The organism is Streptomyces sp. NPDC043876 (assembly GCF_056435825.1).
Map to the genome: position 1 here is coordinate 72,826 of NZ_JBWKDV010000013.1, position 12,567 is coordinate 85,392.

Below are 12,567 nucleotides of genomic sequence, written 5' to 3' on the forward strand. Positions count from 1 at the left end.
CTCGCACTTCTGTACGGGCGGCTACTTACCCAGCCACGCGCTCATCATCTTCTGGGCCACGGGGGCGGCGAGCCTGCCGCCGCCGATCTCGGAGCGGTCCGTGTCCGAGTTCTCGATGACCACGGCGACCGCGATCCGCTTGCCGTTCGCCTTGCCGTATGAGGTGAACCAGGCCAGCGGCGCGAGGCTGTTCTTGACGCCCCGCTGGGCGGTGCCGGTCTTGCCGCCGACTTCGGCGCCGGGGACCTGCGCGGGCTTGCCGCCGCCGTCGGAGACCACCGTCTTCATGGCGTCGCGGACCATGGCGGCCGTCCGCTCGCTCATGACCTGCTGGGACTTCGGGTCCTTGAAGCTCTCCAGGACGTTGCCGCTGGAGTCGGTGACCTCGGAGACCACGTGCGGGGCGACGAGCTTGCCGCCGTTCTCGATCGCCGCCGTCACCATCGCCATCTGGAGCGGGGTGGCCTGGACGTCGAACTGGCCGATGCCGGTCTGCGCCACCTGGTCCTTGGACATCTTCTTCGACGGGTACTTGCTCGTCGGAGTGGTGCCGATCGGGATCTTGGTGTCCGCGTTGAAGCCGAGCTTCTCCGCCATGGCGCGCATCTTGTCCTGGCCGAGCCGGTAGGCCAGCTCGGCGAAGACGTTGTTGCAGGACTTCTTCAGGCCTTCGCGCAGGGTCACGTTGTTGCAGCCCGGGGTGGGGGCCTCGCTCTTCAGCGCGGTCGTGGTGCCGGGGATCGTGTAGGGGTCCGGGATGCCGGTGGGCGTGTCGATGGAGCTGAACAGGCCGTTCTCCAGCGCCGCCGCCAGCGTGACCAGCTTGAAGGTGGAGCCGGGGGCCTGCGGCTTGCGCAGCGCCACGTTGAGCATGGGGGCGCCCTGGTTCTCCGAGAGCTTCACCCACGCCGCCTCGTCGGCCTTGGTGTTGCCCGTGATGCTGCCCGGGTCGTAGGACGGGTTGTTCACGATGCCGAGGATCTCCCCCGTCTCCGGGTCCATCGCGACGGCGGCGCCCTGCTTGCCCTGGAGCGCGTCGTACCCGGCCTTCTGGACGTCCTTGTCGATCGTCGTCAGGACGTTGCCCGGGTCGGCCCGCTTGTTGGTGAGGACGTCCATGAACGACTTGAGCCGGTTGTCCGAGCCGTTCAGGACGTTCTTGTAGATCCCCTCCAGCATGGTGGAGGTGTACGCCTGCGAGGTGTGACCGGTGATCGGCGCGTACAGCGGGCCGTCGGTGTACGTCCGCTTGTAGGCGTAGGTCTTGCTCCCCTCGGTCTTCGTCGAGCCGGTGATCGCTTCCCCGCCCACGATGATGTTGCCCAGCGGGTTCTCGTACTGCCCGATGATGTTCCGCTGGTTGTTCTTGTCGTCTGCGAGGGCCTGGCCTTGGTACGCCTGCACCCAGGTGACCCGCACCAGCAGGGCAAGCACCAGAAGCAGACAGAAGACCGACGCGCGCCTGATCGTCTTGTTCATCTCCCGGAAAGACGCACCGGCGTCCCCGGACGTTCCACTCTGCCCCGATTGTGGCGGGCTTCTCAGCCTTTCCTCATGAGGAAGCCCCCCTCGTAGGCGGCGATGACCGCCTGGGTCCGGTCACGGGAACCGGTCTTGGCCAGGACCGCCGCCACGTGGGTCTTCACCGTCTGCGGGCCGACCCCGAGCCGCTCGCTGATCTCGTGGTTCGACAGCCCGGTCGCCATCAGGCGCAGCACGTCGGCCTCCCGCTCGGTCAGCCGGGCCGCCCAGACCGCGGCGGCGGGGCGGCCAGGCCGGTGGGCGGCGGCCAGCGAGCGGACCGCCGCCGGAAAGAGCAGCGAATCGCCGCGGGCGACGAGGCGGACGGCGCCGATCAGCTCCTCCGGATGGGCCCGCTTGAGCAGGAACCCCGCGGCGCCCGCGCGCAGCGCCTCGTACACGTACGAGTCGTTCTCGAAGGTGGTCACCACCACGATCCGGGGCGGCTCCGCCATGGTGGCCAGGATCTGGCCGGTGGCCCGGATGCCGTCGGTCTCCGGCATCCGGACGTCCATGAGGACCACGTCGGGGGCCAGGGACCGGACCAGGGAGACGGCCTCGGCGCCGGTTGCCGCCTCACCCACCACCGTGAGGTCCGGCTCAGCGTCCAGGATGACCCGCAGGGCGGTGCGGACCATGCGCTCGTCGTCCGCGACCACGATGCGCAGCGGCGGCCGGTTCACCGGGCGCCGCCACCGAAGGGGAGGACGGCGCGCAGCAGCCACCGGCCGTCCCGTTCCCCCGCCTGCACCCGGCCGCCGAGCAGCGCGGCCCGCTCGGCGGCCCCCCGCAGCCCGCGCCCCCCACCGGCCCGCGGCTCCCGCCCATCGGCCGTACCCGGCGGGTTGGTCATGATCAACTCCAGTTCGCGCGGTCCGGGGTGACGGTGTTCCCCGTGGTGGTCGTCGTGGGAGCCACGCGCGCCGGGATCGGCGTGGTCGCCGGGGGCACCGGGGGCGCGCCGGTCACCGGGGGCGTCGGGGACGGCGGCGCCCGGGCGTCCGCCCGCTCGCCGCGGTTCGCTGACCCGGATCCGCAGGTCGATAAGCCCGCCGCCGTGCCGCAGCGCGTTGCTCAGGCCCTCCTGGACGATCCGGTACGCCTCCCGGGAGACGACCGCGGGCAGCTGCCCCCAGTCGCCGACGGGTCCCGGGTCCTGGAGGGCCGTGATCCGCACACCCCCCGCCCGGCTGCGGGCCAGCAGCCCCTCCAGGTCGGCGGCCAGGGTCGGCGCGGGCGCCGCGCCGGGTCCCTCGCCCACTCCCTCGCCCTCCCGGAGCAGGCCCAGGACGGTGTCCAGCTCCCCCACCGTGCGCCGCGTGGTGTCCTCGATCGCGGCCAGCGCCTCCCGGACGAACTCCGGATCCGTGTCCAGCACCCGCCGGGCCGCCCCCGCCTGGAGGGTGACGGCGCTCAGCGCGTGCCCCACCGCGTCGTGCAGCTCCCGCGCCAGCCGGCCCCGCACCGCGAGGTCGGCCGCCCGCTCCTCGGCCGCGGCCAGCCGGTCCGCTCCGGTGGGCCCGAGCAGTACGGGCGCCAGCCGGGCCAGCAGCGCCGCGGCCCCCGCCGCGCACAGCGCCAGCCCGCCGAGCAGCCCGAACCCGAGCAGCGGGGCGACGTACGCCGCGGCCCCGGTACCGGTGCCCACCCAGCCGAGTCCCCAGCGGACGTCCCGCAGCCCGCCCACGAACGGCAGGACGATCAGCACCACCGCCATCGGCGGCACCGCCAGCGTCATCCCGCTCAGGGCCGCCCCGACCCCCAGGTGCAGGGTCCACCACGCCGAGGTCCGCCCCCGGGCCGGCCAGGACCGGCCGGGACCCTGCGCCAGCCGCTCCCCCGGTACCCCGCACAGCGCCCGGACCGCGGCCACCGACATCGGCCTGACCAGGGGGAACACCGCACTCACCGCCACCAGCGGCAGCGCCGCCGCGTACGCGATGAGGGTCAGCGGGAAGGAGCTGAGGGCATTGACCCCGCCTGCCACCACCCCCACCACCACCTGGGCCAGCAGGAAGTACGGCATCAGCAGCGCCCCGCCGAGCACCAGGTGCACCCAGCGCAACCCGAACGCCTTCAGCCCGTCCCTGCTCACCCCCGCCCCCGCCACCCGAACCCCTCCGATCGCCGAACCACCCGATCCCCCCGATCATCCGGATCACCCCGACCACCCGCTCACCGGTCCGTGCGCCGGACGGTGAGGAACCTCGCGAGCACGGCGACCCCTAGCAAACCGGTGATCATCTGGCCAGCGTAGGCCAGGTACATGCCACCCGTGGTGCCCTGCGCACCCTCGAACTCCCCGCTCAGGGAAGCGATCAGGAGCCAGGCCCCCCAACTGAGCGCCGCCGCCGATCCGGTCCACGCGAGGGCCAGCGGCCACCGGGCCCGGCCCCGGCCCGGCCCCCTGCCCGGCCACCACCCCCGGCCCAGGAGCACCGCGCCCGCACCGGCGCCCCCCGCACAGGCCGCGTGGATCACCGACACCACGGTCCAGTCCGCGGTGCGCTCGGCCCGCTGCCCCGCGGTCAGCCCGGCCGTGCCCCCGAACCCCCAGTACAGGTAGGCCGCGCCCACCAACAGGCCCGCCGCCGCCGCGGCTCCCGCCACCACCCCCGTGGACGACGGAAGCCGCGGACCCGGCACGCCCTGCCACCGGTGGCCCCAGCGCTGTCGCGCATAGGGCACGAACAAACCGGCGAGGGCGAGTCCTTGAACGGTGAAACCGGTGTAGACGACGTCGAACACCCACGGATCGAGGAAGGGCTCCCGGACGGCCCGGGCCGCGCCCGTGTCCGCCTCCACCCCCAGCGCCCGTATGAGCAGCTGGCCCGGAAACCCCGTGAGGATCGGCGTGAGCAGCCCGGTGGCCACGAAGGCGGGGACGACCAGCAGCCAGGCCGGCACCCGCATGCCCCAGGGCCGGGTGAGCACCAGCACGAGGGCGATGAGGCAGGCGTCCATCGCCAGCGTCAGGGAATTGGCCACGGTGAAGAACAGCCCCGGATCCCGCAGCACGCTCCCCCGCGGTATCCCGATCCCGCTCCCCGCCAGCCAGGCCGCCTTGAGCGTCAGGTACGGCACGGTGGCGGCCAGCGCCACCGCCCTCAGGACCCTGCGGCCGACACCGATCCCCGCCCCGGCCCCGCCCGCCGCCCCGAGTGCCGGGGATTGCGGGCCGGGTACCTGGTCGAGATCCGCCGACCGCGTCGGATGCGCCGTCTTCACGGCTCGCGTGTTCATGGGTCCACGGTCCCGTCTGCGCCGCCCCGCCACCTCCCCCGTGAAGGTGATCCGTCTCCCCCGCCCGGGGGAGACACCCCCGGACCGGACGCCTCACATCCGCCGCGTCACCACCGTCAGCCGGTCCCGCGCCTCGAACAGCGCTTTCTTGATCACCCGCTCGTGCCCCGGCGTCAGCCGCGCCACCGGCACCGAGCAGCTCACCGCGTCCCGCGCCGGAGACCGGTAGGGCACCGCGACCCCGAAACAGCGCAGCCCCAGCGTGTTCTCCTCCCGGTCCACCGCGTACCCCTGCTCGCGTACCAGCGCCAGTTCCTCGATCAGCGCCTCGCGGTCCGTGATCGTGTGCTGCGTGACCGCTTCCAGCCGCTCCGGGAGCAGCAGCCGCACCTCCTCGTCGGTGTGCGTGGCCAGCAGCGCCTTGCCCAGCGCGGTCGAGTGCACGGGCAGCCGCCGGCCGACCCTGGTGAAGGGGCGCAGGTAGTGCTGGGACTGGCGGGTGGCCAGGTAGACCACGCTCGTACCGTCCAGCCGGGCCAGGTGGATGGTCTCGGTGGTCCCGTCCGAGAGCCGGTCCAGGGTCGGCCGGGCGGCCGCGACCACCTCGTCCCCGTCGATGTACGAACTGCCGACGAGCAGCGCCCGTACCCCTATGCCGTAACGGGTCCCCTGGGCGTCGGTCTCCACCCATCCCATGCCCACCAGCGTGCGCAGCAGCATGTACAGGCTGGACTTGGGGAGTCCGAGGTCGTGCTGGATGTCGGCCAGGCTGTGCAGGCCGGGCCGCGCCGCGAAGTGCTCCAGCAACCGCACCGTCCGCACCGCGGACTTCACCGGCGCGCCCGCCGCCGCACCCTCCTCCGTACCCGCCGACCCGGCTGTCGTCATGCGCGTTTTCGCCCCTTTGCCTTGTCAACCCCGAAGACCCGGAAATAGAGTCCGCAGCGGATGTGATCATTCATCCACCAGAACGGCGTTCAGAATACTGAACGATCCCTCTCCAGGCCCAGGAGGCAGTGCAGCATGGCAGGAACACCAGTCTGGAGTGTGGACCCCCGTACCGGGAAGCAGCGCGATCAGGTCGCGGCCGAGGCCACACCCCGTGAGGTGGACCAGGCCGTGCGCGCGGCCCACGCCGCCCTCGGCGCGCTCGCCGACCGCGCCGTCCGCGTCGCCTTCCTGCGCGCCGCCGCCGCGCTCCTGGACGCCTCCGCCGCGCAGGTCGTCGAGGCCGCCGATGCGGAGACCGCCCTCGGCGCGGGCCGCCTCACCGGCGAGCTGGGCCGCACGACCTACCAGCTGCGCGCCATCGCCGACGCCGTCGAGGACGGTTCGTACCTCGACGTCCGGATCGACCGCGCCGACCCCGCCCTCAGCCCGCCCCGGCCCGAACTGCGCCGCTACAAGGTGCCGCTCGGCGTGGTCGCGGTCTACGCCGCCTCCAATTTCCCGCTCGCCTTCTCCGTCCCGGGCGGCGACACCGCCAGCGCGCTCGGCGCGGGCTGCCCCGTCGTGGTCAAGGCGCACCCCGACCACCCCGCCACCTCGGCGCTGTGCGCCGCGCTGCTGCGCCGCGCCGCCGAGGAGAGCGGGCTGCCGCCGGACGTGGTGTCCGTCGTCCACGGGTTCGACTCGGGCCTGGAGCTGATCCGTCACCCGCTCGTCAGCGCCGCCGGGTTCACCGGTTCCATCCGGGGCGGCCGGGCCCTGTTCGACGCGGCCGCCGCCCGGCCCGTCCCCATCCCCTTCCACGGCGAACTGGGCTCACTGAACCCGGTGGTGGTCACGCCCGCGGCCGCCGCGGAGCGCGCCGAGGAGATCGGCGGCGGCCTCGCGGGCTCGGTCACGCTCGGCGTCGGCCAGTTCTGCGTCAAGCCCGGGCTGGTGCTCGTACCCGAAGGAGCGGACGGCGACCGGCTCACCGGCGCGCTCACCAAGGCGCTCGGGGAGACCGGTCCGGGGGTCCTGCTCGACCACCGGATGCGGGAGAACTTCGTCGCCGGCGTCCGCGAGCGGGCCGCGCTGCCCGGGGTCACCGCGCCCGTCGCGCCCGGCTCCGGCGGCCCGCACACGGTCGGCGCGGGCTACCTGACCGTCGCCGCGAACGGCCTGCTGGCCGAGCCGCAGACGTACGGGGCGCTGCTGGAGGAGTGCTTCGGCCCGGTCACCGTCGTCGTGCGGTACGCCGACCAGGGCGAGGCGGCCGCCGTCCTGTCCCTGCTCTCCGGCAACCTCACCGCCACCCTCCAGCTGTCGGCGGCGGAGTGCGCGGGCGCCGGGCCCGAGGGCGCGGCCGCCCCGGCGGCGGAGCTGATCGGGCTGGTCACGCGGCTGGCCGGGCGGGTCGTGGTGAACGGCTGGCCGACCGGTGTCGCGGTGGCCCCCGCCCAGCACCACGGCGGCCCGTACCCGGCCGCGACCTCGCACTCCACCTCGGTCGGCGGGACGGCGATCGAGCGGTGGCTGCGCCCGGTGGCCTACCAGTCGGTGCCGGACCCGCTGCTTCCGCCGGAGCTGCGCGAAGCCAACCCGCTGGGCCTGCCCCGCCTGGTGACCGGCGCCTCCTAGCCACCCCGCGGCCGGACGTCATGACGGCCGTCGTGGCGTCCGGCCCGGGCCGCCGCGGCGGCAAATCCGGTTGCCCGCGCCTCCCGGCGGGAGGCAGGCTGCCGCCATGCCGAGACCGCACGGATTCACGTACGAACAACGCCGCGACGGGGCCGTCGTCATCACCCACCAGGGCCGTGCGGCGGGCACCCTGCGCGGGGCGCGGGCGGAGAAGTTCCTGGCCGAGGTGGCGTCGGGGGACGCCCAGCTGGTCATGGCCCGCTGGACCGGCGCCTACAAGTTCGGCAACGAGCGGACGGCGCGGAACCACCCCCGCAACCGCCGGTAGCCCGCGGCCCGGAACCCGCAGGGCCGGACGGGGCCGAACGGGGCAACCGGATGCGCCGCTCGCGGGTAAGGGAACGGCAAAGGGCCTTCGGTCGTTCTCCCGGCATGACCGCTATGACCCCTGGTTCGAACCTGCCGCTCCATGCCGTCCGCGTGACGGTGGATGTGGCCGCTCCGGTACGGCTGGACGTATCCGGGCTCCTGCTCGCCGCCGACGGCAAGGTGCGCTCCGACGCCGACTTCATCTTCTACAACCAGCCCGCCGGCCCCGGTGTCAGCTACCGGTCCGGTGGCGGTTCGGCGCCGGACTCGATCACCGTGGACACCTCCGCGGTCCCGCCCGGCATCGAGCGGATCGTGGTGACGGCCAGCCCCGACGCCGCCGGGCAGAGCTTCCAGGGCGTCGAGCCCACCGCCACCGTCCGCGACGCCGACGGCGGCGCGGTGATCGCCACCTTCACCCCGCCGCGGCTGGGCACCGAGACCGCCCTGGTGGTCGTCGAGGTGTACCTGCGCGGCGGCGCCTGGAAGGTCCGCGCCGTCGGCCAGGGGTACGCCAACGGCCTCGCCGGGATCGCCACCGACTTCGGCGTCTCGGTGGACGAGGAGCCCGCCGCCCCCGCCCCCGCGCCCGTCCCGGCCGCCGTCCACACCCCGCCGCCCTCCCCCGCCGCGGCCGCCGCCTTCCCGCCGCCGCAGGCGCCGCCCGCCGCCCCGCCGGCCCAGCCCGCCCCCGGCGCCGGAAAGATCAACCTCGACAAGGGCCGGGTCAGCCTCCAGAAGAACCAGACCGTCTCCCTGGTCAAGGGCGGCCGCCCGCTGCTCTCCCAGGTCAAGATGGGCCTCGGCTGGGAGCCGGCCTTCGGCGGCCGGGACATCGACCTCGACGCCTCGGTCATCGCGTACGGCCCGCAGCGCAACCACATCGACAGCTGCTACTTCGGCAAGCTGTCGATCCTGAACGGCGCCATCAAGCACTCCGGCGACAACCTGACCGGTGAGGGCGCCGGGGACGACGAGGTCATCGTCGTGGACCTCGGCCGGATCCCCGCCGAGGCCACCGGCCTCGTCTTCACGGTCAACTCCTTCTCCGGCCAGAAGTTCACCGAGGTCGCCAAGGCGTACTGCCGGCTGATCGACGCGGCCAGCGGCGAGGAGCTGGTCCGCTTCGACCTCACCGGCGCCGAACCGCAGACCGGCGTGATGATGGCCAAGCTGATCAAGCAGTTCTCCGGCGAATGGGAGATGACGGCCATCGGAGATTTTGTGAAGTCCCGCACAGTGCGCGGCATGGTCAAGCCCGCCGCTCAGGCGCTCTGACGCAGGTCGGCGCCGCCCGCCGGGTCCGGCGGAGGGCCCGGGGTGACCCACGCCACCCCGGGCCGCGGTTTAACCGGAGGTGGCTGTCAGTGCCCGCCCGTAGCCTTGACCCCATGTACAAGACACTCCCGACCGCGGGTCCCGCCCGCCCGTCCGCCGCAGAGGCGAACGAGGCGATCCGGCACCTCGTCGAGACCGGGGTGGACAGCGAGTGGCCCTCCGAGGCGTATGAGTTCCTCCTCGGCGAGTGGGCCGCGGGCAGCCACGAAGAAGTCGGCTCCCTGGCCCTGTAGGCCGCCGCCGTCCCCCCGGGTCCCGGCGACGGGCCCATCCCCCCTGTCCACGTCCCACCCCCGCGTGGTGCGCCGCTCAGTGCACTGGTGCTCAGCGCTTCGGTGCTCAGTGCTGCTTGGAGCGGCGCCACGGTCCGGTGACCGCCAGCATGATGCCCGGCTCCTGGATGTTGGCGAAGAGCGTCCGCCCGTCCGGGGAGAAGCAGACACCCGTGAACTCCGAGTACTCGGGCTCGGCCGCGGTCCCGATGTTCAGCTCGTTGCGCGCGAGCGGGTAGGTGCGCCCGTCCTCCGTGGCCCCGAAGAGGTGCTGCAGCCCGCTGCCGTCCTCCGCGATGATCAGGCCGCCGTACGGGGACACCGTGATGTTGTCGGGGCCGTCGAAGCCGCCCTCCGCCGACGGGTCGGCGTTCACCCCGATGACGACCATCAGCCGGACCGTGCGCCGCTTCGGGTCGTAGAACCACACCTGGCCGTCGTGCGCCGCGCCCGGGCTCTCCTCGCGGGCGTAGGAGGAGACGAAGTACGCACCTCCGTCGGCCCACCACATGCCCTCCAGCTTCCGGGCCCGCGTCACCGCGCCCGCCCCGAACTGCTTGCGGACCGACACGGTGCGCGCGTCGCGGTCGGCGACCGTCACCCAGTCGACGCCGTACACGGTGCCCACCGTGGTGGCGCGCGAGAGGTCGTCCACGAACTGCCCGGCCTTGTCGAAGCACTTGGCGGCCGCCAGCACGCCCGCGTCGGGGGCGAGCGTCCGCAGCTTGCCGCGCCCGTGCCGGAAGCCCTGCGGCGGGGTCCAGCGGTAGAGCAGCCCGTTGGGGCCGGAGGCGTCCTCGGTCAGGTAGGCGTGGCCGCTGCGCGGGTCGATCACCACCGCCTCGTGGGCGTACCGGCCGAAGGCCTTCACGGGGCGCGGGTCGCGGTTGGCGCGGCGGTCGTTCGGGTCGACCTCGAAGACGTAGCCGTGGTCCTTGGTCATGCCGTTCTTGCCGGCGAGGTCCTCGGTCTCCTCGCAGGTCAGCCAGGTGTCCCACGGGGTGGCGCCGCCCGCGCAGTTGGTGGAGGTACCGGCGACGCCCACCCATTCGGCGACTTCGCCGCCGCGCCGGACCTCGACGACCGTACAGCCGCCGGCCGCGGCCGGGTCGTAGACGAGGCCCTCGGTCAGCGGGACCGGGTGGGCCCAGTTCTCCCGCTTGCCCTTGAGCTCGTGGTTGTTGACCAGGAGGGTGACCCCGCGGTGGCCCTCGAAGGCGGCCGTGCCGTCGTGGTTGGACGGGGTGCTCTCACCGGAGTCGAGCTTCGTCACGCCGCTGTGGGTGATGACGCGGTACGAGAACCCGGCCGGGAGGGCCAGGAGTCCGGCCGGGTCCGGGACGAGCGGCCCGTACCCGGGCCGGCCCGGGCGGCCGTACGCGTCGGCGGTGGCGGTGTCGTCCGCGGCGAGGGCTCCCGGGGCGGTGGCGAGGGCGCCCACCGTTCCGGTGAGCGCGACGCCCGCTCCGGCGAGGACGGTGCGGGCGGTGAAGTCTCTGCGGCTGAGCGGCATCTGTTCTCCTGGGTGGGGAATGGGCCGGAATCGTGCGGTCGGCGAGGCCAGAATCGCGCCCCTATGTGAACGGCGGCTGACTTCCCCGCCAAGAGGAGTGGTCCCCTTTCCCGCCGCCGATTGGCCGACTCCCACCCAGGAACGGCGCGTTAGGCCGCCTCTTTCCTTTCGCCTAGGTGCCGGGCGACTGCCGCGAACGCGCCTTGAAGGCCGCCTTGCGGGCATCCTTGGCGGACTTGCGGTCGGGGTGCATCCGGCCCATCGCCTCCAGCACCTGCGCCGTGTACGGGTGCTCCACCCGCCACACCGCGTCGAAGAAACCCGTGTGATGCGCCGTCAGGCCGACCATCAGATCGGGCAGTTCAGCGGACTCGGCGTCCTCGGCCAGCTGCGCCGCGATCGTGTCGACGGTCAGCCAGAACACCATGGCCTCGGAGGGGGCGGGGACGTCGGCGGCGCCGTGCTCGGCGAGCCAGACCCGGGCCAGTCCGCCGAGTTCGGCGTCGTCCAGGACCGCCCGGACCACCGGTTCCGCGGCCGGTCCGGCCGGGGCGAGGGCCTGCTGGCAGCGCAGTCGGCGCAGTGGCCCGCCGGCGTCCGCGCCGCGCGCGGCGGCGAGCAGCTCGGCGACCGCCTCCGGCAGTTCGCGGCCCTCGATCCACCGCTCGATCTCGGCCTGCGCGGCCTCTTCGGGGTAGCCGGACACCGCGTCGAGCAGTGCGTCCGCGCCCTTGTCGGCCAGATCGCCGATGGCGGGCGCCTCGACGCCGGCCTCCCGCATGCGGGCGCGGATCCCGTAGAGGCCGAGCGGGGTCAGCCGGACCATGCCGTACCGGGAGACGTCCTCGTCGTCGAGGTCGTCGGGCGCGGGGAGCGGCTCCTCGCCGTCGGTCTCCGCCATCAACTCCTCGTCCACGGGCCGGAAGACGACCAGCCCGATCGGCTCCAGCTGCCGGAACTGGTCGTCCAGGCGCATCATCGCGTCCGAGACCTGCTCCAGCACCTCGTTCGTGGGGTCGGCCATGCCGTCGGGCACGACCATCGAGGCGGCGAGGACGGGCAGCGGCACCGGGGTGTCGGCCGCGCCGCCCTCCGCGACGGTGAGCAGGTAGAGGTTGGCGAGCACGCCGTCCAGGAAGTCGGCCTCGCGCTGCGGGTTCCAGTCGAGCCGGGTGAAGTCGATGTCGCCGCCCGCGTCGAGGGCGTCGACGAGGTCGTCGAGGTCGGGGACCGCCGCGTCCGCGAGGACGGCGTCGAGCGCGGCGAGCCACAGGTCCAGTACGTCTCCGGGCGCGCCGCCGGTCACCAGGGCGAGGTCCTCGCCCGGCCCGGCGACACCGAAGACGTCCGGCGCGGCGTCCGCGTCCGCCTCCGCGTCCTCCTCCGCACCGGCCTCCCCGGCGGCGACCGAGGCACTCGCCCCGGCGTCCTCCTCCGCGAGGTCCTCGACGTCGGTCACCTCGATGAGGCCGGTGTCCACCGCCACCCGCCAGGCCTCGCTCGCGTACGCCGCCCCGTCCGGGTCGTCGTCCCCGAACCCGAGGAGGCGCACCGCCTCGGGCAGCCGGTCGGCGAGGAGTTCGCCGCCGGCGCCGACCGGGGTACCGGGGCCGGTCCAGCGGGCCAGGCGCACGGCGCGGGCGAACAGCGGTGCGGCGAGGGCGTCGCGCGCCAGTTCGGCCTCGGAGTGCAGCCGGACCGGCGGCAACGTGGGGTGCGCCTCAGCGGGCATGGGGTGTTTCT

11 protein-coding genes are annotated in these 12,567 nt (G+C 73.8%); 4 read left to right on the forward strand and 7 right to left on the reverse strand.

What is annotated here, in order from left to right:
• Positions 1 to 21: 21 nt before the first annotated feature.
• The 5 genes from AC0693_RS32625 to AC0693_RS32645 form a co-directional block, all read right to left on the reverse strand.
• On the reverse strand, positions 22 to 1,479 hold the full coding sequence (locus AC0693_RS32625; protein WP_469319275.1) for a peptidoglycan D,D-transpeptidase FtsI family protein: 1,458 nt from the start codon (positions 1,477 to 1,479) through the stop codon (positions 22 to 24).
• A 62-nt stretch (positions 1,480 to 1,541) separates the two neighbouring features.
• A complete protein-coding gene (locus tag AC0693_RS32630) occupies positions 1,542 to 2,204 on the reverse strand; it encodes a response regulator (protein WP_478803780.1) in 663 nt (220 codons plus the stop codon).
• Complete coding sequence (locus tag AC0693_RS32635; protein WP_478803821.1) at positions 2,201 to 3,547, reverse strand: sensor histidine kinase; 1,347 nt, start codon at positions 3,545 to 3,547, stop codon at positions 2,201 to 2,203. The genes AC0693_RS32630 and AC0693_RS32635 overlap by 4 nt, the downstream gene beginning before the upstream one ends.
• Positions 3,548 to 3,696: 149 nt before the next feature.
• Positions 3,697 to 4,764, reverse strand: coding sequence for a hypothetical protein (locus tag AC0693_RS32640; protein ID WP_478803781.1), 1,068 nt, complete (start codon positions 4,762 to 4,764; stop codon positions 3,697 to 3,699).
• 93 nt (positions 4,765 to 4,857) lie between these two features.
• Complete coding sequence (locus tag AC0693_RS32645; RefSeq protein ID WP_478803782.1) at positions 4,858 to 5,652, reverse strand: IclR family transcriptional regulator; 795 nt, start codon at positions 5,650 to 5,652, stop codon at positions 4,858 to 4,860.
• A 135-nt stretch (positions 5,653 to 5,787) separates the two neighbouring features.
• Between AC0693_RS32645 and AC0693_RS32650 the strand changes: the two genes are divergently transcribed.
• From AC0693_RS32650 to AC0693_RS32665, 4 genes are all read left to right on the forward strand, one after another.
• Complete coding sequence (locus AC0693_RS32650) at positions 5,788 to 7,332, forward strand: aldehyde dehydrogenase (NADP(+)) (protein WP_478803783.1); 1,545 nt, start codon at positions 5,788 to 5,790, stop codon at positions 7,330 to 7,332.
• Positions 7,333 to 7,438: 106 nt separating this feature from the next.
• Positions 7,439 to 7,660 (forward strand): hypothetical protein, encoded by a 222-nt coding sequence (locus AC0693_RS32655; protein WP_356409190.1) that lies wholly within the window; start codon positions 7,439 to 7,441, stop codon positions 7,658 to 7,660.
• 104 nt (positions 7,661 to 7,764) lie between these two features.
• Entirely contained in the window at positions 7,765 to 8,979 is a 1,215-nt protein-coding gene (locus tag AC0693_RS32660) for a TerD family protein (RefSeq protein WP_478803784.1), read from the forward strand.
• A 113-nt stretch (positions 8,980 to 9,092) separates the two neighbouring features.
• Positions 9,093 to 9,272 carry a hypothetical protein gene (locus tag AC0693_RS32665; protein ID WP_356409195.1) on the forward strand — a complete coding sequence of 60 codons (180 nt, stop codon included), beginning with the start codon at positions 9,093 to 9,095 and terminating at the stop codon, positions 9,270 to 9,272.
• 106 nt (positions 9,273 to 9,378) lie between these two features.
• Here AC0693_RS32665 and AC0693_RS32670 read toward each other — a convergent pair whose 3' ends face one another.
• Together AC0693_RS32670 and AC0693_RS32675 are read right to left on the reverse strand one after the other, a co-directional pair.
• Positions 9,379 to 10,824 carry an alkaline phosphatase PhoX gene (locus tag AC0693_RS32670; protein WP_356409198.1) on the reverse strand — a complete coding sequence of 482 codons (1,446 nt, stop codon included), beginning with the start codon at positions 10,822 to 10,824 and terminating at the stop codon, positions 9,379 to 9,381.
• 172 nt (positions 10,825 to 10,996) lie between these two features.
• A complete protein-coding gene (locus tag AC0693_RS32675; protein WP_478803785.1) occupies positions 10,997 to 12,556 on the reverse strand; it encodes a hypothetical protein in 1,560 nt (519 codons plus the stop codon).
• Between the last annotated feature and the right edge of the window lie 11 nt (positions 12,557 to 12,567).

Bases quoted from the DNA above. Each gene is read 5' to 3' on its own strand.
- AC0693_RS32625 (WP_469319275.1), bottom strand. From the start codon at position 1,479: ATGAACAAGACGATCAGGCGCGCGTCGGTCTTCTGTCTGCTTCTGGTG.
- AC0693_RS32635 (WP_478803821.1), bottom strand. From the start codon at position 3,547: ATGCCGTACTTCCTGCTGGCCCAGGTGGTGGTGGGGGTGGTGGCAGGC.
- AC0693_RS32645 (WP_478803782.1), bottom strand. From the start codon at position 5,652: ATGACGACAGCCGGGTCGGCGGGTACGGAGGAGGGTGCGGCGGCGGGC.
- AC0693_RS32655 (WP_356409190.1), top strand. From the start codon at position 7,439: ATGCCGAGACCGCACGGATTCACGTACGAACAACGCCGCGACGGGGCC.
- AC0693_RS32675 (WP_478803785.1), bottom strand. From the start codon at position 12,556: ATGCCCGCTGAGGCGCACCCCACGTTGCCGCCGGTCCGGCTGCACTCC.
- AC0693_RS32665 (WP_356409195.1), top strand. From the start codon at position 9,093: ATGTACAAGACACTCCCGACCGCGGGTCCCGCCCGCCCGTCCGCCGCA.
- AC0693_RS32650 (WP_478803783.1), top strand. From the start codon at position 5,788: ATGGCAGGAACACCAGTCTGGAGTGTGGACCCCCGTACCGGGAAGCAG.
- AC0693_RS32660 (WP_478803784.1), top strand. From the start codon at position 7,765: ATGACCGCTATGACCCCTGGTTCGAACCTGCCGCTCCATGCCGTCCGC.
- AC0693_RS32640 (WP_478803781.1), bottom strand. From the start codon at position 4,764: ATGAACACGCGAGCCGTGAAGACGGCGCATCCGACGCGGTCGGCGGAT.
- AC0693_RS32670 (WP_356409198.1), bottom strand. From the start codon at position 10,824: ATGCCGCTCAGCCGCAGAGACTTCACCGCCCGCACCGTCCTCGCCGGA.